The sequence below is a fragment of the Streptomyces glaucescens genome (assembly GCF_000761215.1).
GTDB classification, from domain to species: domain Bacteria; phylum Actinomycetota; class Actinomycetes; order Streptomycetales; family Streptomycetaceae; genus Streptomyces; species Streptomyces glaucescens_B.
Genome location: NZ_CP009438.1, coordinates 5,156,100 through 5,178,245 on the forward strand (window position 1 = coordinate 5,156,100; position 22,146 = coordinate 5,178,245).

Sequence of the window (22,146 nt, forward strand, 5' to 3'; positions counted from 1 at the left end):
ACTAGCGAGGTTCCGGTTTGTGAGAGGGCGTCCTGGGTACGCCGACGCGGGCCCGGCGCGCCGACCGCGCGGGGCCGTGCCTGATCACACGTGTCCGGCAGCGCGGACGCCTGTGGATCTTGTGGCTCCGCTTCGAACTTTACGTCAACTTGGCACGGATGGAAGTCCTGGAAGAGTGACAAGAATCCGGCAACCCCGCTCGGATTCGGCCACCCCGATCCGGCCGCCGTGCAGATCCACGGCCCAGCGCGCGATCGCCAGCCCCAGGCCCGTGCCGCCGTCGCTGCCGGGGCCGTGCGGCCGGCTCACCACACCCCGGTTGAACCGCTCGAAGACCCGGTGCCACTCCGAGCGCGGGATGCCCGGACCCTCGTCCAGCACCTCCAGCTCCAGCGACTCCGGCTGCGTCCCGCGCCGCGCCCGCACCGTCACCCGGCCGTGCGGCGGACTGTGCTTGACCGCGTTGTCGATCAGGTTGGCGACGACCTGGTGGATGCGCTCGGGGTCGGCGTGCGCGACCAGCTCCGGCGGTGACACGTCCAGGTGCAGGTGGACGTCGGTACGGCTGTGACTGCCCGACCCGGAGGCGATCCCGGCGCGCGCCGAGGCGACCATGTTCGCCTCCTTCAGCACGCCCGACAGATACGGCCACACCTCGAACCGCCGCTTCTTCAGCGGGACCACGCCGTTGTCCAGCCGGGACAGGTCCAGCAGCGTCTCCACCAGCCGGCCCAGCCGCTCGGTCTGCTTCAGCGCCGTGCGCATGGTCTCGGGGTCCGCCTCGGTGACCCCGTCGACGATGTTCTCCAGCACCGCGCGCAGCCCGGCGATGGGGGTGCGCAGCTCGTGCGAGACGTTGGCGACCAGCTCCTTGCGCTGGCGGTCCTGGGCCTCCAGCTCGTCGGCCATGACATTGATCGTCTGGGCCAGGTTCCCCAGTTCGTCGCGCCGGCTCTCGCGCACCCGGCGGCTGTAGTCGCCGTGCGAGATGGAGCGCGCCACCGCGTTCATCTCGTCCAGCGGGGAGGTGAGCGAGTGCGCCACGAACTGCGTGATCAGCAGGGTGGCGATCATCGAGAAGACCGTGATGAAGCGCAGCTCGGTCTCGGTGCGCATGGCCACCATCATCAGCCCGGTGGTGATCAGCACGGAGATGACGACCAGCGCCCCCAGCTTGGTCTTGATCGAGAACGGGCGTACGCCGCCCCAGGGCTGCCCGGGACTCCTCCGTGCGGCTCTCCGCCCGTCGCTCATGGCGTCGGCGTCTCCAGGGCGTAGCCCACGCCGTGCACCGTGCGGATCCGCTCGGCGCCGATCTTCCGGCGCAGCGCCTTGATGTGGCTGTCGACCGTGCGGGTGCCGGAGGCGTCCGCCCAGTCCCAGACCTCGGCGAGCAGCTGCTCACGGGAGAGCACCGCGCGCGGGGTGTTCGCCAGGCACACCAGCAGGTCGAACTCGGTGGGCGTCAGGTGGACGTCCTCCGACTTCACCCGCACCCGGCGCTGCGCGTGGTCGATCTCCAGCTCGCCGAGCCGGAGGATGCCGCTGCGCGGCGTGGAGGCGGCCAGCGCGGCCCGCTCGACCCGTCGCAGCAGGACGTGCACCCGGGCCGCCAGCTCGCGCATGGAGAACGGCTTGGTCATGTAGTCGTCGGCGCCCACGCCGAGCCCGACCAGCATGTCGGTCTCGTCGTCGCGCGCGGTGAGCATCAGGACCGGGACGGGCCGCTGGGCCTGCACCCGGCGGCACACCTCCAGGCCGTCGAAGCCCGGCAGCATGATGTCGAGGATCAGCAGGTCGGGCTGCCAGGCCTCGGCCGTGTCGACCGCCGCGGGCCCGTCGCCGGCCGTCTGCACCAGGAACCCCTCGGCGCGCAGGCGGGCCGCGATGGCGTCGACGATCGTCGCGTCGTCCTCGACCACCAGGACCCGGCGCTGTGCGCCGGGGGTGGTCGTCGCCGTGCCGTTGTGGGAGGTGTGTGTCTGCTCCATCGCCCGCCCCAAGAGTGTGCTTTCCGGAATCAGTGGGGTGATCCCATGTCTGCGCATGACTGCGATTGACGCTTGAATGATCGGCGTCAGGGAAGCAGCGTACGGGGAGTCGCCGCGGCTTTGCTATCCAGGTCGGACGCCGAGGTGCACGACGTCCGGAACGCCCCGGGCAACGGGGATCTCTTCGGTACGCACATGCCGGAATCCGGCATTCCGCAAGGTTTCTTCGAATTCCGGGGAGGGCTCGGCGGACCACACCGCGAGCACTCCGCCGGGCCTCAACAGGCGTGCGCAGCCTGCCAGTCCGGCCGGTTCGTACAGCCCGCCGTTGTCCTCCGTGACGGTCCAGCCGGGACCGTTGTCGATGTCCAGGCACAGCGCGTCGTACGTGGCGGATGTCTCATTGACGAAGGCGACCAGATCCGCCTCCACGATCTCCGTGCGCGGATCGGACAGGGCCGCCCGGGACAGGCCGGAAAGCGGCCCCCGCCGGTGCCAGTCGATCACGGCGGGCTCGCGCTCGACCACCGTGATCCGGCCCCAGCGGGAATTCGCGGCGGCGTGTGCGAGCGAGAACCCGACCCCGAGACCACCGATGAGCAGCCGGGGTCCGGGCCGCTCGTCGAGCGCCGCGAGCGCCGCGTCGACCAGCCGCCGTTCCGAGCGGCCGTCGGAGGTGTCCATCAGGAAGCAGCCGTTCGCGATGATCTGGAGCAGGTCGCCGTGCCGGCGCAGCACGACCTCGCCGTAGGGGCCCTCGCGACGGTCCAGGACTTCGGGGATGTCGTAAGCGGTGGGCATCCGTCCATCCTGGCACTTCACGCGCGGACCGTTGCGGGAATTAATCACCCGGGCCCGGGACTACTTCGCCATCCCCTGGTTGAGCTGCTGCAGCAGCCGGGCCAGTTCCGCCACCTCACGGCGGTCCCAATGGGCCAACTGGCTGACGTACCGGGCCCGGCGTGCCTCCCGCACCCGCTGCACCCGGCGGCGGCCCTCCTCGGTGAGGTGCACCAGCCAGGCGCGGCCGTCGGCCGGGTCGGGCTCGCGGGCCACCAGGCCCAGGTCCTCCAGGGCGCGCAGCTGGCGGGACATGGTGGCCTTGCCGACGCCGATGTAGGCGGCCAGTTCGGTGGCCCGCTGCCGGCCGCACTCGTCCAGCCGGACAAGCAGGCCGTACGCCGCCGACTCCAGGTCGGGGTGGACGGCGCGGGCCATCTCGCCCTGCTTGGCGCGGGCCCGCCGCATCAGGACCGTCAGCTCCCGCTCCAGCGCCAGGTATTCCTGGTCCACACCACTCGGCGTCGCCCCGGCTCCGCCTTCGTGTCCGCCGCCGTTTCCGCCCTCGTGCACGTCAGCACCCCTGATCCGGTTTCCCGCTCCTGAAAGTTCCTGCCAAAGGCCGCCATCGCCGCAGCTCCGCCAGTATTTCGCAGGCGTAGACCAACGGCGGCGACCGGGCCCTCTTCCCTCCCGCACATCTACGTGCGTAGCTTCTTCACCAGGCAACCATTGCTGGCATGCTCACGCCAGCCAGTGGACGGTGACGTCCACCTCCCCGTGTTCCCCCACCGGACACCCCCCACCGAGCACCCCACGAACACCTCGGAACACCCCCACCGAGCACCTTCATCGAGTCTTCAGTCCTCGGAGGCACGTCATGCCCGTGCACAGATCCGGAACGACCCGACGCCGGCGCCGTCTGACCGTCACCGGCACCCTGCTCGCCGCCTTCTCCCTGCTGTTCGCCGTCCCCTCGTCCGCCGCCGACCTGCCCGCCCGCGGCACCGCCCACATGGGCATGGGCGTGCCCGCCCACGACGGTGTGCACGGCACGCCGACCCCCGGCGGCGCCACCCAGACCGAAGGCGTGGACGTCAGCAGCCACCAGGGCAACGTCGCCTGGACGACCCTGTGGAACAGCGGCGTGAAGTGGGCCTACGTGAAGGCCACGGAAGGCACGTACTACAAGAACCCGTACTTCGCGCAGCAGTACACCGGCTCGTACGGCGTGGGCATGATCCGTGGCGCCTACCACTTCGCCACCCCCGACACGACCAGCGGCGCCACCCAGGCCAACTACTTCGTCGACAACGGCGGCGGCTGGTCCCGCGACGGCCGGACCCTCCCCGGCGCCCTCGACATCGAGTGGAACCCCTACGGCGCCGCCTGCTACGGCAAGACGCAGTCCGCGATGGTCACCTGGATCCGCGACTTCCTGAACACCTACAAGGCCCGCACCGGCCGCGACGCGGTCATCTACACCGCCACGAGCTGGTGGAAGCAGTGCACCGGCAACTACGGCGGCTTCGCCCAGTACAACCCGCTGTGGATCGCGCGCTACGCCTCCACGGTGGGCGAGCTGCCGGCCGGGTGGGGCTACTACACGATGTGGCAGTACACCTCCACCGGACCGACCGTGGGCGACCACAACCGGTTCAACGGCGCGCTCGACCGGGTGCAGGCCCTGGCGTACGGCTGACGCACGGGGGAAGGCCCGGACCTCCCGCACGGGGGCCGGGCCTTCCTCGTCCGGTGGCGTCCGTCACGCCGCCACCGGGACCTCGGTCCCGGCGGCGCTGGTCGCCGGGGTCAGGGCCAGTTCCAGGACCTGGCGGACGTCGGTGACGGTGTGGACGTCCAGCTTGTCCAGCACCTCCGCCGGGACGTCGTCCAGGTCCGGCTCGTTGCGCTTGGGGATGATCACCGTGGTGACCCCCGCGCGGTGCGCGGCGAGCAGCTTCTGCTTCACCCCGCCGATCGGCAGCACCCGGCCGGTCAGCGACACCTCGCCGGTCATCGCCACGTCCGTGCGGACCAGGCGGCCCGACAGCAGCGACGCCAGCGCCGTCGTCATCGTGATGCCCGCGCTCGGCCCGTCCTTCGGGACCGCGCCCGCCGGGAAGTGGATGTGCACGCCCCGGTCCTTCAGATCGGCGACCGGCAGCTCCAGCTCCGCGCCGTGCGAGCGCAGGAAGGACAGGGCGATCTGCGCGCTCTCCTTCATCACGTCGCCGAGCTGGCCGGTCAGCGTCAGGCCCGCCGCGCCCGTCTCCGGGTCGGCCAGCGACGCCTCCACGTAGAGCACGTCACCGCCCGCGCCGGTCACCGCGAGACCGGTCGCCACGCCCGGCACGGACGTCCGGCGCTCGGCCGGGTCCTGCGCCGACTCCGGCACGTGGTGCGGGCGCCCGATCAGGGCGCGCAGATCGCCGTCGGTGAGGGTGAACGGCAGCTCCCGCTCGCCCAGTTCGTGCTGGGCGGCGACCTTGCGCAGCAGCCGGGCGATCGACCGCTCCAGGTTGCGCACGCCCGCCTCGCGGGTGTACTCGCCGGCGAGCTTGCGCAGCGCGCTCTCGTCGACGGTCACCTCGTCCGCCCCGAGCCCGGCGCGCTCCAGCTGGCGCGGCACCAGGTGGTCGCGGGCGATGACGACCTTCTCGTCCTCGGTGTAGCCGTCCAGCCGGACCAGCTCCATGCGGTCCAGCAGGGCCTCCGGGATGGCCTCCAGGACGTTGGCCGTGGCGAGGAAGACCACGTCCGACAGGTCGAGCTCGACCTCCAGGTAGTGGTCGCGGAAGGTGTGGTTCTGGGCCGGGTCGAGGACTTCGAGGAGCGCCGCGGCCGGGTCGCCGCGGAAGTCCGAGCCCACCTTGTCGATCTCGTCCAGCAGGACGACCGGGTTCATGGAGCCGGCCTCCTTGATGGCGCGCACGATCCGGCCGGGCAGCGCGCCGACGTACGTGCGGCGGTGGCCGCGGATCTCCGCCTCGTCCCGCACGCCGCCGAGGGCCACCCGGACGAACTTGCGGCCCATGGCGTGCGCGACGGACTCGCCGAGGCTGGTCTTGCCGACGCCGGGCGGGCCGACCAGGGCCAGCACGGCACCCCCGCGCCGTCCGCCGACGACACCGAGGCCGCGGTCGTTGCGCCGCTTGCGGACCGCCAGGTACTCGGTGATGCGCTCCTTCACGTCCTCGAGCCCGGCGTGCTCGGCGTCCAGCACCGCCTTGGCGCCCTGGATGTCGTACGCGTCCTCGGTCCGCTCGTTCCACGGCAGTTCCAGGACGGTGTCCAGCCAGGTGCGGATCCAGGACCCCTCGGGGGACTGGTCGGAGGCCCGCTCCAGCTTGTCGACCTCCTTCAGGGCCGCCTCGCGGACCTTCCCGGGCAGGTCGGCGGCCTCGACGCGGGCCCGGTAGTCGTCCGACTCCTCGCCCTCCTGCTCGCCGTTGAGCTCGCGCAGCTCCTTGCGGACGGCCTCCAGCTGACGGCGCAGGAGGAACTCGCGCTGCTGCTTGTCGACGCCCTCCTGGACGTCCTTGGCGATGGTCTCGGCGACCTCCTGCTCGGCGAGGTGGTCGCGCAGCTGCTGGGTGGCGAGCTTCAGGCGGGCGACCGGGTCGGCGGTCTCCAGCAGCTCGACCTTCTGCTCGGTGGTGAGGAACGGGGAGTAGCCGGAGTTGTCGGCGAGCGCGGAGACGTCGTCGATGGCCTGCACCCGGTCGACCACCTGCCAGGCGCCGCGCTTCTTCAGCCAGGCGGTGGCGAGGGCCTTGTACTCCTTGACCAGTTCGGCCACGTGCCCCGGCAGCGGCTCCGGCACGCTCTCGTCGAGGCGCGTCCCCTCGACCCACAGGGCGGCGCCCGGTCCGGTCGTCCCGGCACCGATCCGCACCCGCCCGCGGCCCCGGATCAGGGCGCCCGGGTCGCCGTCGGCCAGCCGGCCGACCTGCTCGACGGTGCCGAGGACACCGGTGCTCGCGTACGTGCCGTCGATGCGGGGGACCAGGAGCACCTTGGGCTTGCCCGGCTCCGACCGCGCGGCCGCCTGCGCGGCCTCCACCGCGGCCCGTACGTCCGTGTCGTTGAGGTCCAGCGGAACCACCATCCCGGGCAGCACGACCTCGTCGTCGAGCGGCAGCACAGGCAGGGTGAGCGGTGTGAACGCCGTGGACTCAGCAGCCATGATCTCCCCTTCGGCAGTCAAGTTGAGTTATGCCGACTCAATGCGCGGGGGATCGTGAATGTTCCCAGAGGGCTGTTCGCTGTGAGCGATCACCGGGCGGGTGCGGTGTTCTCGCTGGTCAGGTGGGTCGTGCCGACGGGCCGGTCCGGCCCCCTCGGCCGGAGCCGACCGGGGGGAGCCGACGGATCAGCCGGCCGGGGGAGCCGGCGGACGTCAGCCGGCCGGGGGCAGCTCCACCCGCACCACCGTGGCGTCGTCGTGCGTCTTGCTCCGGCCCAGGTACGCGCGGGTCTCCCGGTCGGCGGTCTCCAGGGCGCGGACGCGGTCGACCAGCCACTGGGCGCCGTTCTTGCGGACGGCGGTGTGCAGATCGGTCCAGTCGCCCTCGCGGAACCTCTCCGTCCAGCGGGCGGCGCCGTCGCTGAGGGCGGTCAGGGAGCGGACGCGGGCGCGCGGCACCGCCCCGGTCACGGCGCGGGCGGCGACGGCGGGGTCGGCGGCCGCGGTGAAGAAGCCGCCCTCCTTGTTGCGGTAGCCGGCGTCGGTCACGGCGTCGGAGACGAGGGCCTCGCGCGGGAGCCGGGAGAGGCGGTCGTCGAGGACCGGGGTGACCGCGCCGTCGGGGGACTCCAGGAGGAGGGCGGAGTCGGAGAGCACCAGATAGTCGAACGTCTCCTCGGTCCAGCGGGCCAGCACGACGGTTGCCTGGGGCGTCCGAGGGTGAGAAAGGTCACAGCTTGCGGCGTGCGCCTCGGAGGTACGGGCGATCGCGCGGGCCAGTGCGCCGGACAGCGGAACATCCGGGAGTGAAACGGTCAGTTCGGTCAGTGCCCCGCCCAGACGCGCGGTGTACCAGGGGACGGAATGCAGACAGCCGGTGTCGCCTCTCGGCGGAGTCACCCCGTCCAGGACGACCAGACAACCGCCCTGTCCGGAAGCGGGAAGCGCGACACTCGCGAAGTCCTCGTTGGGGCGTGCGGGATCACCGGGCACCGAGACAAGTTCCGTACGCATCCGGTCAGTCTGCACGACCCCTTCACACGGTGCGCGAAAGACCGGAGCCGGTCCCCGATTCACCGGACCGCCGCAGGTCAGCGGCCGGTTTTGGGCGGGATTGGCGTACTCCGGCAAGGCGTGGCGGCGAATACTGCCAAAGCCTGCCCCGGACGTCCAACCGGCCCACCGCGCAAGGCGGTCGCACACGCCAGAGGAACTTGCCCGCCAACTCCGGTCCGATGTTCACTCCTTCGGGTGGCGGGTCAGGCGATGCACGCCCCCTGCCCACCGGCACTGGGAGGGTCGGGAACTGTACCGGGAGTACGCGCCAGTTGACGGTGCGTCACCCGGGTCCACGGGTACACGAGTCAGGAATGCGAGCACCGGTGCAGAAGAAGCGGCCTCGGCGCACAGGCAGGCAGACGGCCCCCGAGGGGGCAGCGGAGCACACCCCCGTCGGGAAGGGCCGCCCCACCCACGTACGCAACCGGCTGATCGTGGCCGTCGCCGTGGTGGCCGCCGCGATCGCCGGCGCGGGAGCCCCGTCCGTGCTCGCCGCGACCGCGCAGGCGAGCGACACACAGGAGCTGGTCACGCTCGCCGAGCGGACCCAGGACGCGCTGGCCCTCGCCCACGCGCTCGCCGACGAGCGCGACGAGGTGACGTCGTACGTCGCGGCCGGCCGCCCCAAGTCCAAGGCGCCCTCCGAGCAGCGCAGCGCGCGGGTCGACCGGCAGGTCGAGGAGCTGCGCGCCGACAGCGACACACCGGGCGGGCTGCTGCGGGACCTGGACGCCATCGCGGCCGTCCGCAGAGCGGCGCTCACCGGGAAGAGCACCGCTCTCGAAGCCCACCAGGCGTACTCCGACGCCATCGCGGAACTCCACCGCCTCGCCGAGGACCTGGCCGAGCGGCTGCCGTCCCGCGCGGGCTCCGGAGCGTACGCCCTCGCCGAACTCGACTCCGCCGTCCAGCAGGCCGCCGCCGCCCGCGGACTCCTGCTCGCCGCGCTCAGCGTGCCGCGCGGCACCGAGACGGTGATCGACCCCATCACCGGCCTGCCCGCCACGGTCACCACCTCCTCCGAGGCCGACAGCAAGCAGCGCGCCGCGCTCTCCGCCGCCGCCCAGCAGGCCCGGCTGCGCTCCGACGCCGCCCTGGAGGACTTCCGCGAGACCGCCACCAAGGCCGCCCGCGCCTCCTACGACTCCACGGTCACCGGCCACGAGGTCAACTCCGCCGAGGAGTACCTGGCGAGCCTCACCGACCAGCCCACCCTCTCCGACGGGGAACTCGGCACCGACGCCGGGAAGCTGAACGCCGCGCTGTCCGCCCGCGTCGACGCCATGCGCGGTGTCGAGGCCGCGCTGTACGAACGGCGCACCACCGACCTGGAGCGGCTGCGCGACGACGACGTCACCGAGCTGGAGATCCGCATCGCGGTCCTCGGCGCGCTGCTGCTGCTCGCCGTCGGTGTCGCCACCGCCATGGCGCGCTCCCTCACCCGGCCGCTGGCCGTGCTGCGCATCGGCTCCGCCCGGCTCGCCGAGGCCGCCGACCCGGCCGCCGAGGAACCGGTCCGGTTCACCGGCCGCAACGACGAGTTCGCCCGGGTGGTGCGCTCCGTCAACGCCCTGCACGCCCAGGCCGTGGCCCTGCACGAGCGGGTCGTCACCCTGGAGGCCGACCGCAAGCACCTGGTCGGGCAGCGGCAGAAGATGGCCGACGCCCGCGAGGAACTGCGCGCCGAACTGGAGGAGTCGGCGGCCCAGCTGGAACGGGTGCGCGCCGGCATCGGCAGCACCTTCGTCAACCTGGCCCTGCGCACGCTCGGCCTGGTCGAACGCCAGCTCGCCGTCATCGAGCAGCTGGAGGAGCGCGAGCAGGACCCCGACCGGCTCGCCACCCTGTTCAAGCTCGACCACTTCGCCACCGTGATGCGCCGGCACAGCGAGAACCTGCTCGTCCTCGCCGGCACCGAGCACGTCCAGCAGAACCCCGGCCCGGTCCCGCTGGTCGACGTCGTCCGCGCCGCGGTCAGCGAGATCGAGCGGTACGAGCGGGTCCGCATCGCCGCGCTCCCGCCGCACGCGCACATCGCCGGGTTCGCCGCCGATGACCTCTCCCACCTGCTGGCCGAACTCATGGAGAACGCGACCTCGTTCTCCCCGCCCGACGTGCCCGTCGAGGTCTCCGGCTGGCTGCTGGAGAACGGCGAGGTCATGCTCTCCGTCCAGGACGGCGGCATCGGCATGACCGAGGAGCGGATGACCCGGCTCAACGCCCGGCTCGCCGACTTCGACCCCGACGCCGCGTACGACCACGAGGGCGAGGACGGGCTCGGACTCGGGCTGTACGTCGTCGCCCGGCTCGCCCACCGGCTCGGCGTCCGCGTCCAGCTCCGCGAGCAGAAGCAGGGCGGCGTCGCGGCGGTCGTCGTCCTGCCGCAGCCGCTGCTCGCCGAGGCGGCGCCGGCCGCCGTGCCCAGCGCCGCCCCGTCCCCGGACGGCACCCACACCTTCTCCCTGCCCGGCGCCGACGCCGAGGCCAACTCCAACGTGCTGCCCGGCCGCGCGAAGGACGGCGACCCGCTGGTGGCCCTCGCGGAGAAGGCCGTGGCGGAGCAGGCCGGAACGGAGGGGCCCGCACGGGAGCGGGACGCCGCCGCGGGCGCCGGGACGGCCGAGGCCGACTCCGGGCGGGGGACCGGCTCCCCGTCCGGGACGTCCTCCGCGCACGGGGCCGACTCGGCGCACGGAACCGACTCCGCGTCCGGGCCGGCCGTACCTCCGCGGGAGCCGGCCGGGGCCGGGGTCCCGGAGTCGCCCTCCGAGACCACCATGGAGCTGCTGATCCCGGAGCCCCCGCGCGCGGACCGCCCCGAGGCCGCCGACCGCTCCCGGACCGCCGACCACGCCGCCGGCACCGACCGTGCCGCCGGCACCGACCGCGCCGAAACCGCCGACCACGCGGAACCCGCCCCGGCGGCCGGCCGGCCCGCCACGCCGCAGCCCGCCCCGGCGGCGCCGGAGCCCGCGACCGCGCAGCCCGCCCCCGTGGTGCCGGAGCCGGCCGCCCCCGCCGACCCGTACGCCATCGGGCCCGACACGCACGACCGCGCCCCCGACGAGGGTGAGGAACCGCTCACCGACAAGGGGCTGCCCAAGCGCACACCGAAGATCACCGCGCCGTCGGCGACGCCCCGGCCACGGACCGGCGGTGTCGACGCGGACGCGCTGCGCCGCCGGCTGGGCGGTTTCCGCCGGGGGGCGGAGGCCGGCCGCCGCGACGTCGAGGCGGAGATCGCCGAGCAGACGGGCCAGACCCCGGCACCCGGGGCACCCGCACCGCACCACCGCACGACCGCAGGACACGCACACGCCGAAGAAGCCACGGGGGGCACAGTCGAGGAGGCAAGCAGTTGACCGCGCCCAGTACCTTCGGACTGAGCAGTGAGGCCCGCAATCTGCACTGGCTGCTGACCAACCTCGTCGAGGAGGTGCCCGGCATCCTCTCGGTGGCCGTGGTCTCCTCGGACGGTCTGCTGCTGCTCTCCTCCGACCCGGGCAGGAACGAGGAGGCCCGCCGGACCCCGGCCGACCGCCCCACCGGTCCGCGCGGCTCCGCCGCCGACCTGGCCACCATCGTCTCCGGCATCGGCAGCCTCACCATCGGTGCCGCCCGCCTGCTGGAGTTCGGCGGGGTGAAGCACACCATGATCGCGATGGACGAGGGCAGCCTGTTCGTCATGTCGATCAGTGACGGCTCGCTGCTCGGGGTGCACGGCTCCGCCGACTGCGACATGAGCGTGGTGGCCTACCACATGGCGCTCTTCGTCGGCCGCGCCGGCCATGTGCTGACCCCCGAACTCCGCAGTGAGCTGCGGAAATCCCTGGAGTCCGAGTCGACGGGGAGTGCCCGATGAGCGCCACACCGAAGTCACAGCTCCCGGTCCGCGGCGGCGACCGCAAGCCCGCCCGCGTGCGCCCCTACTCGCTCACCGGCGGCCGTACCCGCTTCGGGCACGTCCTGCTGGTCGAGACGTTCGTGGCCAGCACCGCCGCGCTGGAAGCGCCCGAGGAGCGCAGGGAACTCACGAACGGTTCCCTGACCACCCGGGTGATGCCGGAGATGCTGGCCATCGTCGAACTGTGCCGCCGGATGCGCACGGTGGCCGAGATCGCCGCGCTGCTGAAGATGCCGCTCGGCGTGGTCCGCGTGCTGCTGAGCGACCTCGCGGACCAGGGAAAGATCCGCGTGTACGGAACCGGTACCGGGCACGGCACGGGCCGCCCGAACCGCGCGTTGCTGGAAAGGGTGCTGAGTGGACTCCGCCGTCTCTGATGCCGCTCGTGGCGTCTCCCCGCTCGTCGGCCTGGCCGAGCCCGACGAGGACCTGAAGTCCTGGCAGACGGACCGCACCCGGGCGCCCATCGCCACGAAGATCGTGGTGGCGGGCGGCTTCGGCGTCGGCAAGACCACCCTGGTCACCGCGGTCTCCGAGATCACCCCGCTGCAGACCGAGGCCCTGATGACGGAGGCCAGCGAGGAGACCGACGACCTCACCGCCACGCCCGGCAAGCTGACCACCACCGTGGCGATGGACTTCGGCCGTCTCACGCTCGACGACGACCTGGTGCTCTACCTGTTCGGCACACCGGGCCAGCAGCGGTTCTGGTTCATGTGGGACGACCTGGTGCGCGGCGCGATCGGCGCGGTCGTCCTGGCCGACACCCGCCGTCTGAAGGACTGTTTCCCGGCGCTCGACTACTTCGAGAGCTGCGGGCTTCCGTACGTGGTCGCGGTCAACCACTTCGACGGCAGCGAGCTGTTCGATCCGGAGGACGTCCGCGAGGCCCTCACGATTCCGCCGCACATACCTGTCATGATCATGGATGCGCGGCGCCGGATCTCGGTGATCGAGACCCTCCTGGCCCTCGTCGGCCACGCGCTCGACGAAACCCCCGAGTAGTCCCGACTAGGAGACAGCAACCGCATGCGGAAGATACTCGTCGTCGGAGCCGGCCAGTCCGGCCTCCAGCTCGCCCTCGGCCTCCAGTCGCACGGCTACGAGGTCACCCTGATGTCCAACCGGACCGCGGACGAGATCCGCTCCGGCCGGGTCATGTCGACGCAGTGCATGTTCCACACGGCACTCCAGCACGAGCGCGACCTCCAGCTGAACTTCTGGGAGTCCCAGGCCCCGAAGATCCAGGGACTCGGCGTCTCCGTGGCCGCCCCCGGCTCGCACGACCCGGGGCCGACGCAGCGCGCGATCGACTGGGTGGGCAGGCTCGACGGGTTCGCGCAGTCGGTCGACCAGCGGGTGAAGATGGCCGGCTGGATGGAGACCTTCGCGCAGCGCGGCGGCCAGCTCGTCATCCACGGCGCGGCCGTCGGCGACCTCGACTACTTCTCCCGCGCCTACGACCTGGTGCTCGTCGCGGCCGGCAAGGGCGAGCTGGTGCAGATGTTCGCCCGCGACCCCGAGCGCTCCCCGTACAGCGAGCCGCAGCGCGCCCTCGCCGTCGCCTACGTCCACGGCCTGGGCCCGCGCCCGGAGCACCCCGACTTCGACGCGGTCCGCTGCAACCTGGTGCCCGGCGTCGGCGAGCTGTTCATCATGCCGACGTTCACCACCTCCGGCCGCGCCGACATCCTCTTCTGGGAGGGCATACCCGGCGGCCCGCTGGACGTGTTCAAGGGCGTCAAGGACCCGGCGGAACACCTGTCCCTGACGCTGGAACTCATGGAGAAGTTCACGCCCTGGGAGTACGCGCGGGCCACCAAGGTCGAACTGACCGACGCCGGCGGCACCCTCGCCGGCCGTTACGCCCCCACCGTGCGCAACCCCATCGGCCGGCTGCCCTCCGGCGGCCTGGTCCTCGGCGTCGCCGACGTGGTCGTCGCCAACGACCCGATCACCGGACAGGGCTCGAACTCGGCCTCCAAGTGCGCCGCCGCCTACCTCTCCGCCATCCTCGAACACGGCGACAAGCCGTTCGACGAGGAGTGGATGCGGGCCACGTTCGACCGTTACTGGGCCACGGCGCGGCACGTCACCAAGTGGACCAACACGATGCTCGCCCCGCCGCCGGAGCACGTCCTGAACCTCATCGGTGCCGCGGGCCAGCTCCAGCCGGTGGCGGACCGTTTCGCCAATGGCTTCAACGACCCGTCGGACTTCGAGAACTTCTTCTACGAGCCGCAGAAGACCGAGGGCTACCTGATGGAGGTCTCGGGCGCGGCCGGCGCCTGACACCGCTACGGCCGGGCGTCCGGCCGCACCGCCCCCAGCACCGGGTTGTTCGCCAGCGGGGAGATCCTGATCTCCTCGCCGGTGCGCGGGGCGTGGACGACCTTGCCGCCGCCGGCGTAGATCGCGACGTGGGTGGCCTCCGGGAAGTAGACCACCAGGTCGCCCGGGCGCAGGTCCTTCAGCGGGACGCGGGGGAGCTCGGCCCACTGCTCCTGGCTGGTCCGGGGGATCGGGGTGCCCGCGTGTCCCCAGGCCTCGGAGGTCAGCCCGGAGCAGTCGTACGTCTCCGGGCCCTCCGCGCCCCACTCGTACGGCTTGCCGAGCTGCCGCATGGCGTAGCGCAGGGCCCGGTCGCCCTCGTCGGACGGCTTGGCGTCCTCGGCGTCGAGCGCGCCGGAGGCCACCAGGTCCCGCTGTGCCTTCTCGATCCCCTCGGTCTCGAACGCGGCGAGCGCGGTCAGCTCCTCCGCGGTGAGGGCGGCCAGCAGTTCCTCGATGTCGCCGAGCCGCTCCCGCACCTCGTCGCGCTCCTCGCGCTGCCGTTCGGCGACGGCGAGCTGGGCGTCGAGCGCCCCGCGCGCCCGGCGGGCCAGCTCGTCCGCCCTGCGCTCGGTGCCGGTGAGCCGGCCCACCGTCTCGGCGCGCTCCCGCGCCACCCGGCCGATCACATGTCCCTCGTCGAGGGCGCGCTGCGGGTCACGGGCCAGGAGGAGGCGCACGTACGGCGAGAGGGCGGTGCTCGTGCTCTGGTACTGCTGCCGGGCCAGACGCCCGGCGGCGCCCCGGCTGTCGTGCAGGGAGAGCCGGGCGCGGGCCAGCGCGCGGTCGAGCCGGGCGACCTCGGCACGCCGCTCCTCCAGCTCCTCCTCCGTGGCGTTGTACGTCTCCGTCGCCCGCTCGGCCTCCCGGTACAGCCGCTGAAGGTCCGTCAGCAGCGCGGACAGCGTCCGGTCGCGGGGCGGCCCGGGCTCGGGTGCGGCGCTCGCCCCCGGGCCGGGCGCGAGGGTGGCGCAGACCGTCACGGCCGCCGCACAGGCCAGACGCAGAAACCTTCCTGACACGTCATCACCTCCGGTGCGGGGCGGAGTCTCCGCGCCGCACCGCGAGCATCCGGCGCCTTCGCGCGGGCCGCTCGCCGGACGTGCTCGGGATGGCGTAACCGCGTCACCCCTCGGCGTCGTCCCGGTCGCCGCCCGGCGTGGCGCCGGGACCGGAGGGCCGCGACGGCTTCTGCCACGGCCATCTCGGCCGGCCGCCGGGCTCGCCCTCGGGGTCGTGCACGTACTTCCAGCGCTGGGTCAGCCGGCCCTGCCCGCGCGACACCCGGCGGTAGACCAGCACGGTCGGCGGGCCGCCCGCCGCGTCGGGGACGGGGATGCGGTACGTCCTGGGCGGGTGCCCGGTGATCCCCAGCAGCACGGGCAGCGTGCGGCCGTCCATCGGCCCGCCCTCGAAGGGGGTGTCTTCGCTCTTCACGCCACCAGTGTCAGCCATCCGCCGCGGCGAGGTCGGCCACCACGGCCGCGGCCTGGGCGTCCCGGGCCGCGGTCACCGACAGCACCGCGAGGAACTGGTCCACCAGCCAGTCCCGCAGCTCCCCGGCGGGCGGCTGCTTCTCCTCGTCCAGCCACATCAGGGAGGCCGCCTCCACCGCGGTGATCCACATCCGGACGGTCATCCGCAGCCGGGGCCCGGGGTCGTCGACCCCGAGGTGCCGGTAGATGTGCTCGGCCGCCGCCCGCCGCACGCCGTCCACGATGGCCGTCGTCCGGGACGTCTCCACCACGCTGCCGCCCTGCAGCAGCGCGCTGAACCCCGCGTCGTGCTCGTCGACGAAGGCGAGGTAGCGGTCCAGGGCCCGGGCCAGACGGGGCAGCGGCGGGCCCTCGCGCGGCTCGTCGAAGCAGCCGCGCAGCGCCTCGGCGGCGGAGCGCAGGGCGGCCTCGTAGAGCTGCTGCTTGCCGCCGGGGAAGTATCGGTACACCAGCGGCCGGGAGACTCCGGCCGCCTCCGCCACGTCGTCCAGCGAGACGTCCTCGGGGGCCCGGTGCGCGAACAGGGAGAGCGCGGCGTCGAGGAGCTGGCTGCGCCGTTCCTCGACGCTGAGCCGGCGGTAGGTGCGGGCGGGGGCCTGAGGGGTCATGACCGGCAGCGTAATCGCGTGCGCCGTTCGCGCCGCCGCGCGGGGGACCTCCGGTGACCGGGGCGGGCCGGCGGGCGCGGGCCGCGCACGGCTCCCCGCGCCCTTTCCGTGGCGCACCCGCCCTCAGGCCAGCAGCCCCGACGACTTCCACAGCCGCCGGCCGACACCGCGCAGGACGCCGATGTCGTCGAGGAAGTCGGTGAGCCGCCTGGCGCCGGTCTGCATGATCTCCCTGCGGTGGCCGCTGGCCTTCACCTGGGCCATGGCCTCCCGCTTGTCCAGGCCCACGTTGGCGTACACCTCGGGGTTCACGAAGGCGACGGAGAAGACGCGGGCGAACTCGCCGGAGGTGACGCGGGTGAACTCCTGCGACCACTTCGGCGCGGTCACCATCTGGCGCCGCAGCTCCTCACGGGCGTACCGGACGTGGCGGGCCTCCTCGACGACGTGGATGCGCGTGACGCCGCGGATCAGCGGCTGCACCCGCTCGTCGGGGAAGGTCAGCCGCTGCATCCAGTCCAGGATCTCCTCGCCGAGCAGGGTGGCGGTGAAGGAGCCCGGCGTGGTGGAGATGGTCTTGAACAGCCGGCCGAGGTGCTGGTGGGTGCGGCTGACCGGGTACCACGGGGTGTCGCCCCGGGAGATCAGCCGGGCGAACATCTTCGAGTGCCGGCACTCGTCCTCGATCTCGGTGAGCGCGTACCGCACGTGCGCGCTCGTCGCCGCCTTGTCGTAGATGTGCCGCACGAGCAGCTGCATCAGGATGATCTCGAACCAGATGCCCAGCGAGGCGAGCGCCGCCGACTCGTGCCGGGACAGCAGGATCCGCTGCTCCTCGCTCATCCGCTTCCACAGCGGGGTGTCGTAGAGCGACACCAGCTCCGGCGGCCAGAACCACTTGCCCTCCTCGAAGGGGGCGTCCCAGTCGAGTTCCTTGTCCGGGTCGAAGGAGTGCTTGGCGGAAGAGTCGAGCAGCCGCTCGGCCACCTGCTCCCGGTCCTTGAGCAGGCCGAGCGCGTCTCGCAGCCCCTCGACCGCGTCGGCTTCCGTCAGGGTCGTCATGGCAGTCCCATCTCGTCGTACGGAGCGCTGTTCGGTTACCCGTGGGTCACTGCTTATGAGACTGCCTGTCAGCAAGCCCGTCAATAGGTCGTGCGCGACTTGTTGACCCCGCGTCTACTACGCGGGAGCCTGCGGAGCATGCCGACCTTCGACGTGTACACCAGCACACCGGACGACCCCGGCTGGGCGGTCCCCGCGACCGGCGCGGCACGCTTCAGCTGGGAGTACGACGACGGACGGGACCGCCTGCTCGCCCTCTACCAGAAGGGCAAGGACAAGCAGTGGGACGGCACCAAGCGCATCGACTGGGACCTGGAGGTCGACCCGTACGACCCCCTCGGCACCCCCGACGAGGCCCTGGCCCTCCACGGCACCAAACACTGGGCGAAACTCACCGCCAAGGACCGCGCGGAGCTGCGCAGGCACTACGCCTCCTGGCAGTTCAGCCAGTTCCTGCACGGCGAACAGGGCGCCATGATCTGCGCCGCGCGGATCGTCGAGTCCGTGCCCGACCTCGACGCCAAGTTCTACTCCGCCACCCAGACCATGGACGAGGCCCGGCACGCCGAGATCTACGGCCGCTTCCTGCACGAGAAGATCGGGCTCCTCTACCCGATCAACGACAACCTCCAGTCCCTCCTCGGCGACACCCTGCGCGACAGCCGCTGGGACATGCCCTACCTCGGCATGCAGGTGCTGATCGAAGGGCTGGCCCTGGCCGCCTTCGGCATGATCCGCGACACCACCGACAAGCCCCTGCCCCAGCAGATCCTCGCCTACGTCATGCAGGACGAGGCCCGGCACGTCGCCTTCGGCCGCATGGCCCTGCGCGACTACTACCAGCAGCTCACCGACGCCGAACTGCGCGAACGCGAGGAGTTCGTCATCGAGGGCTGCTACCTCATGCGCGACCGCCTGCGCGGGGTCGAGGTCCTGGAGAACTTCGGCATCCCGAAGGCCGAGGCGGAGGAGTACAGCGAGCAGTCCGAGTTCCTCGCCCTCTTCCGCAAGCTCCTCTTCAGCCGCATCGTCCCCTGCGTCAAGGACATCGGCCTGTGGGGCAAGCGCCTCCAGCAGGCCTACGTCGACCTCGGCGTCCTGGAACTCGGCGACTCCAGCCTGGACCTGCTGATGTCCCAGGACGAGGAGATCGCCGAGAAACTGGACGCCCAGCGGTTCGCGGCCGAGGAACGGGAGCGGGCGGCGGAGGTGCGGCGCACGATCGAGGAGGGCGCCGCACCCGGCTGACCTCAGCGGGCCGTCCCGAGCACCGCCTCCATCACCGCCCGGGCGATCGGTGCCGCCACCCCGCCCCCGGTGATGTCCCCGCGGTCGGCGGCCGCGTCCTCCACCACCACCGCCACCGCCACCTTCGGCTCCAGGGCCCGCCCTCCCTGCGCCCAGGAGACGAACCACGCGTACGGGGTGCCGGAGTTGCCGATGCCGTGCTGGGCCGTGCCGGTCTTGCCGCCGACCGTCACCCCGGGGATCGCCGCGTTGGTGCCGGTGCCGTCCTCGACCACGTTCCGCATCAGCTCACGCAGCCGGACCGCGGTCGACGGACGCATCGCCTGGCGCGCCGGACGCGGACCGGCGGCGGCCACGGTCGAGCCGTGCGCCGTCGTCGTCCGCTCCACCAGGTACGGCTCGCGCACCTGCCCCCCGTTGGCCACCGCCGCCGCCACCATCGCCATCTGCAGCGGGGTCGCCCGCGTGTTGTACTGGCCGATGGCGGAGAGCGCCAGCTGCGCCCGGTCGACCGTGGTGTCGAAGGTGCTCGGCGCGACCGCGTACGGCACGCGCAGGTCCGTCGCGTTGAAGCCGAACGCCTCGGCGGTGGCCGCCATGTCCGCCACCCCGACGTCCACGCCCAGCTTGGCGAACACCGTGTTGCAGGACCACTCGAAGGCCACCCGCAGCGGCGCGTCCTCGCAGCCCTCGCTCTCGTTGGTCAGTCTCGTCCGGGTGCCGGGCAGGGTGTACGGGGCGGGCGAGTCGGTCGGCTCGTCCACGTCCCTGACCACACCCGCGTCCAGCGCCGCCGCCGCCGTCACCACCTTGAAGGTGGAACCCGGCGGATAGGTCTGCCCCGTCGCCCGGTTGAGCATCGGCTTGCTCGGGTCCTCGTTGAGCTGCGCCCACGACCGGGCCACCGTCGCGCTGTTGCCCGACAGCGACTCCGGGTCGTACGACGGGGTGGACACCAGCGCCAGGATGCGCCCGGTCGACGGCTCCAGCGCCGCCACCGCTCCCTTGCGCGCCCCCAGCCCGGCGTACGCCGCCCGCTGGGCCGCCGCGTTCAGGGTGGTCACCACGTCACCGCCCCGGCTCCGGGCCCGGGTCAGGTCGCCCACCAGCGGGAACGGTGCCAGCATCGGGTCCGTGCCGGAGAGGATGCCGTCCTCGGTGTCCTCCAGCAGCGAGGACCCGTAGACCTGCGAGGCGAAACCGGTGACCGGGGCGTACAGCGGCCCGTCGGTGTACGTCCGCTCGTAGCGCAGCCGGCCCGCGGTGTCCTTGGAGCCCGTCACCGGGCGGCCGCCGACCAGGATGTCGCCGCGCGGCTGCCCGTAACGGGCGATGGCCGGGCGGCGGTTGGCCGGATGGTCGTCGTACGCCGGGGCCTGGAAGACCTGGATGCGGGCGGCGTTGACCAGCAGCGCCGCCAGGAGCAGCGCGCAGAAGACGGCGGCGTGCCGGATGTGCCGGGTCACGGTGCCACCCGCCCGTCGTACTGCCTGCGGGCCGCGTGGCTCACCCGGATCAGCAGGGCCACGATCGCCCAGTTGGTGACGACCGAGGAGCCGCCCTGGGCGAGGAACGGCATCGCCATGCCAGTCAGCGGGATCAGCCCGGTCACCCCGCCCGCGATCACGAACACCTGGAGCGCCACGATGGAGGCGAGGCCGACCGCGAGCAGCCGCCCGAACGGGTCGCGCAGGGCGAGGCCCGCCCGGTAACCGCGCTCCACCAGCAGGCCGTACAGCAGGAAGACGGCGGACAGCCCGGCCAGGCCCAGTTCCTCGCCAGCCGTGGCCAGCACGAAGTCCGACTTGGCGGCGAAGCCGATGAGGACGGAGTGGCCGAGGCCCAGGCCGGTGCCGAGGATCCCGCCCTCGGCGAAGGCGAACAGCGACTGCGCGAGCTGACCGGGCCCCTGCCCGGCGTCGGCGGTGGCGAACGGGTGCAGCCAGTCTTCGATCCGGCCGTGCACATGCGGCTCCAGCCGGGCCACGGCGACCGCGCCGAGCACCGCGAGCAGCAGCCCGACGGCGATCCAGCCGGAGCGGCCGGTGGCGACGTAGAGCATGACGACGAACAGGCCGAAGAAGAGCAGCGACGTGCCCAGGTCCCGCTCCAGGACCAGCACGCCCACGCTGGCCAGCCAGATCGCCACGATCGGGCCCAGCACCCGGCCGGTGGGGAGCTGGAGCCGCCAGATCCTGCGGCCGGTGTACGCCAGGGCGCTGCGGTTCGCGGACAGGTACGCGGCGAAGAACACGGCCAGCAGCACCTTCGCGAACTCGCCCGGCTGGATGGAGAACCCGGCGACCCGGATCCAGATGCGCGCCCCGTTCACCGCCGGGAAGAAGATCGGCAGGGTGAGCAGGGCCAGCGCGACGGCCACGCAGACGTACGCGTACCGCTGGAGGAAGCGGTGGTCGCGCAGGAAGAAGACGATCCCGGTGAACAGCGCGGCACCGAGCGCGGACCAGATGAGCTGCGCGGGGGCCGCCCGGTCGCCCGGGGTCTCCAGGTCCAGCCGGTAGATCAGCACCAGACCCAGACCGTTGAGCAGGACGCCGATGGGCAGCAGCAGGGGGTCGGCGTAGGGGGCACGCAGCCGTACCGCCACATGGGCGAGGAGCGCCAGCACACCGAGCCCGGCGCCGTAACCGGCGGCGCCGGGCGGAAGGGTCCCGTGCCGGGCGAGACCGACGGCGCAGTAGCCGTACACCGGGAGCAGCACGGCCACCACGATGAGGGCGAGTTCGATGCCGCGGCGCCGGGGGAGGCGTACCGCCACGGCGGGCGCTTCCACGGCCACGGCCGTTCCGGTTCCGGCCTTCGTCATGTCCGGAACCTAACCGAACGGGGCCACGCGTCCTGACTGCCCGTCAGCACCAGCGTGGCGCGGGACCGATGTTCTCGATGAAGCGGGCCGCCCCCCAGGCCCAGGTGCCGTCCGTGAGGAGGTACCACAGCGGATTGCCCCCGACGTTCTCGCCCGGTGTCTTGCAGAAGATCGACACGACATCACCCCGGTGGGCGGCGCGGATCACCTGGCTGCCGCGCGTCGGGGCGCTGCGCAGCAGCAGCCTGTCGGCGGTGACGACGCCCTGGTACAGGCGCGCGTCGTGGTGCCCGTCGTCGTGGCCGCCGCCCAGGCCGCCGGACACGCCGAGGCTCGCGTCCCCGGCGCCCTGGTCGTCACTCGCGGTGGCGGGCGTGACGGCGACGGCGCCGGCCAGGACGCCGGCGGCGGTGGCTATGGCGAGACGGGTGAGGGAGGAACGCAGGGACATGAGGGGTACCTCCGTAAGGGGGCGAACGTGACTAATCGCCACATTAGGAGCGGACGGGGCGCGTCGCCTGTCGCACTGCGCCATCGGAGAGAGGGGGCGTGCGTGAGGGGGATGGGCGCGGTGGGGGGAGGAGATGGCAGACGGTCGACGTGGGACGCGCGACGGGCCCGGGGAGTCAAGCCCCGGGAGTCGGGCGCCGG

At 72.6% G+C, this 22,146-nt stretch carries 20 protein-coding genes; 7 read left to right on the top strand and 13 right to left on the bottom strand.

Annotated features, from left to right (window positions below):
• Nucleotides 1-144: 144 nt before the first annotated feature.
• From SGLAU_RS22465 to SGLAU_RS22480, 4 genes are all read right to left on the bottom strand, one after another.
• Nucleotides 145-1,254, bottom strand: a complete 1,110-nt coding sequence (locus SGLAU_RS22465; RefSeq protein WP_043504073.1) for a sensor histidine kinase — start codon at nt 1,252-1,254, stop codon at nt 145-147.
• Nucleotides 1,251-1,991 (bottom strand): response regulator transcription factor, encoded by a 741-nt coding sequence (locus SGLAU_RS22470; protein ID WP_043504074.1) that lies wholly within the window; start codon nt 1,989-1,991, stop codon nt 1,251-1,253. Before SGLAU_RS22470 ends, SGLAU_RS22465 begins: the two co-directional genes overlap by 4 nt.
• A 123-nt stretch (nt 1,992-2,114) precedes the next feature.
• A complete protein-coding gene (locus SGLAU_RS22475; protein WP_043504077.1) occupies nt 2,115-2,792 on the bottom strand; it encodes a spermidine synthase in 678 nt (225 codons plus the stop codon).
• 60 nt (nt 2,793-2,852) lie between these two features.
• Entirely contained in the window at nt 2,853-3,344 is a 492-nt protein-coding gene (locus tag SGLAU_RS22480; protein ID WP_043504078.1) for a MarR family winged helix-turn-helix transcriptional regulator, read from the bottom strand.
• A gap of 307 nt (nt 3,345-3,651) precedes the next feature.
• Here SGLAU_RS22480 and SGLAU_RS22485 point away from each other — a divergent pair, with 307 nt between their 5' ends.
• Nucleotides 3,652-4,473, top strand: a complete 822-nt coding sequence (locus SGLAU_RS22485) for a lysozyme (protein WP_043504079.1) — start codon at nt 3,652-3,654, stop codon at nt 4,471-4,473.
• Nucleotides 4,474-4,536: 63 nt separating this feature from the next.
• On the opposite strand, the gene lon is transcribed toward SGLAU_RS22485, so the two are convergent.
• Nucleotides 4,537-6,960, bottom strand: a complete 2,424-nt coding sequence (gene lon, locus SGLAU_RS22490; RefSeq protein WP_043504081.1) for an endopeptidase La — start codon at nt 6,958-6,960, stop codon at nt 4,537-4,539.
• A 213-nt stretch (nt 6,961-7,173) separates the two neighbouring features.
• Nucleotides 7,174-7,974, bottom strand: coding sequence for a protein phosphatase 2C domain-containing protein (locus SGLAU_RS22495; RefSeq protein WP_043504082.1), 801 nt, complete (start codon nt 7,972-7,974; stop codon nt 7,174-7,176).
• 368 nt (nt 7,975-8,342) lie between these two features.
• Between SGLAU_RS22495 and SGLAU_RS22500 the strand changes: the two genes are divergently transcribed.
• The 5 genes from SGLAU_RS22500 to SGLAU_RS22520 are packed head-to-tail and all read left to right on the top strand — an operon-like array spanning nt 8,343 to nt 14,215.
• Nucleotides 8,343-11,381, top strand: coding sequence for a nitrate- and nitrite sensing domain-containing protein (locus SGLAU_RS22500; protein ID WP_043504084.1), 3,039 nt, complete (start codon nt 8,343-8,345; stop codon nt 11,379-11,381).
• Nucleotides 11,378-11,881 (top strand): roadblock/LC7 domain-containing protein, encoded by a 504-nt coding sequence (locus SGLAU_RS22505; protein ID WP_043504087.1) that lies wholly within the window; start codon nt 11,378-11,380, stop codon nt 11,879-11,881. Before SGLAU_RS22500 ends, SGLAU_RS22505 begins: the two co-directional genes overlap by 4 nt.
• Nucleotides 11,878-12,300 carry a DUF742 domain-containing protein gene (locus SGLAU_RS22510; RefSeq protein WP_043504088.1) on the top strand — a complete coding sequence of 141 codons (423 nt, stop codon included), beginning with the start codon at nt 11,878-11,880 and terminating at the stop codon, nt 12,298-12,300. Before SGLAU_RS22505 ends, SGLAU_RS22510 begins: the two co-directional genes overlap by 4 nt.
• Nucleotides 12,281-12,928, top strand: coding sequence for a GTP-binding protein (locus SGLAU_RS22515; protein WP_043504090.1), 648 nt, complete (start codon nt 12,281-12,283; stop codon nt 12,926-12,928). The genes SGLAU_RS22510 and SGLAU_RS22515 overlap by 20 nt, the downstream gene beginning before the upstream one ends.
• 24 nt (nt 12,929-12,952) lie before the next feature.
• A complete protein-coding gene (locus SGLAU_RS22520) occupies nt 12,953-14,215 on the top strand; it encodes a styrene monooxygenase/indole monooxygenase family protein (RefSeq protein ID WP_043504091.1) in 1,263 nt (420 codons plus the stop codon).
• 5 nt (nt 14,216-14,220) lie between these two features.
• Here the strand turns inward: SGLAU_RS22520 and SGLAU_RS22525 are convergent, their stop codons facing one another.
• The 4 genes from SGLAU_RS22525 to SGLAU_RS22540 all read right to left on the bottom strand — a co-directional run bounded on the left by SGLAU_RS22525 (nt 14,221) and on the right by SGLAU_RS22540 (nt 17,420).
• Nucleotides 14,221-15,276: a C40 family peptidase gene (locus SGLAU_RS22525; RefSeq protein ID WP_043504092.1), complete on the bottom strand. Its 1,056-nt coding sequence runs from the start codon at nt 15,274-15,276 to the stop codon at nt 14,221-14,223.
• 103 nt (nt 15,277-15,379) lie between these two features.
• Nucleotides 15,380-15,691 carry a hypothetical protein gene (locus SGLAU_RS22530; RefSeq protein ID WP_043504093.1) on the bottom strand — a complete coding sequence of 104 codons (312 nt, stop codon included), beginning with the start codon at nt 15,689-15,691 and terminating at the stop codon, nt 15,380-15,382.
• Nucleotides 15,692-15,701: 10 nt separating this feature from the next.
• The gene (locus tag SGLAU_RS22535; protein ID WP_043504094.1) at nt 15,702-16,358 is read right to left on the bottom strand and encodes a TetR/AcrR family transcriptional regulator; all 657 of its coding nucleotides are present in this window, start codon (nt 16,356-16,358) and stop codon (nt 15,702-15,704) included.
• A 123-nt stretch (nt 16,359-16,481) separates the two neighbouring features.
• Nucleotides 16,482-17,420: an AurF N-oxygenase family protein gene (locus tag SGLAU_RS22540; protein ID WP_043504095.1), complete on the bottom strand. Its 939-nt coding sequence runs from the start codon at nt 17,418-17,420 to the stop codon at nt 16,482-16,484.
• 138 nt (nt 17,421-17,558) lie between these two features.
• Here SGLAU_RS22540 and SGLAU_RS22545 point away from each other — a divergent pair, with 138 nt between their 5' ends.
• Nucleotides 17,559-18,668, top strand: a complete 1,110-nt coding sequence (locus tag SGLAU_RS22545; RefSeq protein ID WP_043504097.1) for a ferritin-like domain-containing protein — start codon at nt 17,559-17,561, stop codon at nt 18,666-18,668.
• A 2-nt stretch (nt 18,669-18,670) separates the two neighbouring features.
• Here SGLAU_RS22545 and SGLAU_RS22550 read toward each other — a convergent pair whose 3' ends face one another.
• The 3 genes from SGLAU_RS22550 to SGLAU_RS22560 are packed head-to-tail and all read right to left on the bottom strand — an operon-like array spanning nt 18,671 to nt 21,946.
• A complete protein-coding gene (locus SGLAU_RS22550) occupies nt 18,671-20,134 on the bottom strand; it encodes a penicillin-binding transpeptidase domain-containing protein (protein ID WP_043504098.1) in 1,464 nt (487 codons plus the stop codon).
• The gene (locus tag SGLAU_RS22555) at nt 20,131-21,495 is read right to left on the bottom strand and encodes an FtsW/RodA/SpoVE family cell cycle protein (protein ID WP_043504099.1); all 1,365 of its coding nucleotides are present in this window, start codon (nt 21,493-21,495) and stop codon (nt 20,131-20,133) included. Before SGLAU_RS22555 ends, SGLAU_RS22550 begins: the two co-directional genes overlap by 4 nt.
• Nucleotides 21,496-21,538: 43 nt before the next feature.
• Nucleotides 21,539-21,946, bottom strand: a complete 408-nt coding sequence (locus tag SGLAU_RS22560) for an SH3 domain-containing protein (protein WP_043504100.1) — start codon at nt 21,944-21,946, stop codon at nt 21,539-21,541.
• Between the last annotated feature and the right edge of the window lie 200 nt (nt 21,947-22,146).

What these genes read in the sequence shown, in the direction of transcription:
- SGLAU_RS22470 (WP_043504074.1), bottom strand. Translation starts at nt 1,991, where the DNA reads ATGGAGCAGACACACACCTCCCACAACGGCACGGCGACGACCACCCCC.
- SGLAU_RS22510 (WP_043504088.1), top strand. Translation starts at nt 11,878, where the DNA reads ATGAGCGCCACACCGAAGTCACAGCTCCCGGTCCGCGGCGGCGACCGC.
- SGLAU_RS22545 (WP_043504097.1), top strand. Translation starts at nt 17,559, where the DNA reads ATGCCGACCTTCGACGTGTACACCAGCACACCGGACGACCCCGGCTGG.
- SGLAU_RS22520 (WP_043504091.1), top strand. Translation starts at nt 12,953, where the DNA reads ATGCGGAAGATACTCGTCGTCGGAGCCGGCCAGTCCGGCCTCCAGCTC.
- SGLAU_RS22555 (WP_043504099.1), bottom strand. Translation starts at nt 21,495, where the DNA reads ATGACGAAGGCCGGAACCGGAACGGCCGTGGCCGTGGAAGCGCCCGCC.
- SGLAU_RS22535 (WP_043504094.1), bottom strand. Translation starts at nt 16,358, where the DNA reads ATGACCCCTCAGGCCCCCGCCCGCACCTACCGCCGGCTCAGCGTCGAG.
- SGLAU_RS22465 (WP_043504073.1), bottom strand. Translation starts at nt 1,254, where the DNA reads ATGAGCGACGGGCGGAGAGCCGCACGGAGGAGTCCCGGGCAGCCCTGG.
- SGLAU_RS22560 (WP_043504100.1), bottom strand. Translation starts at nt 21,946, where the DNA reads ATGTCCCTGCGTTCCTCCCTCACCCGTCTCGCCATAGCCACCGCCGCC.
- lon (WP_043504081.1), bottom strand. Translation starts at nt 6,960, where the DNA reads ATGGCTGCTGAGTCCACGGCGTTCACACCGCTCACCCTGCCTGTGCTG.
- SGLAU_RS22495 (WP_043504082.1), bottom strand. Translation starts at nt 7,974, where the DNA reads ATGCGTACGGAACTTGTCTCGGTGCCCGGTGATCCCGCACGCCCCAAC.
- SGLAU_RS22485 (WP_043504079.1), top strand. Translation starts at nt 3,652, where the DNA reads ATGCCCGTGCACAGATCCGGAACGACCCGACGCCGGCGCCGTCTGACC.
- SGLAU_RS22475 (WP_043504077.1), bottom strand. Translation starts at nt 2,792, where the DNA reads ATGCCCACCGCTTACGACATCCCCGAAGTCCTGGACCGTCGCGAGGGC.
- SGLAU_RS22540 (WP_043504095.1), bottom strand. Translation starts at nt 17,420, where the DNA reads ATGACGACCCTGACGGAAGCCGACGCGGTCGAGGGGCTGCGAGACGCG.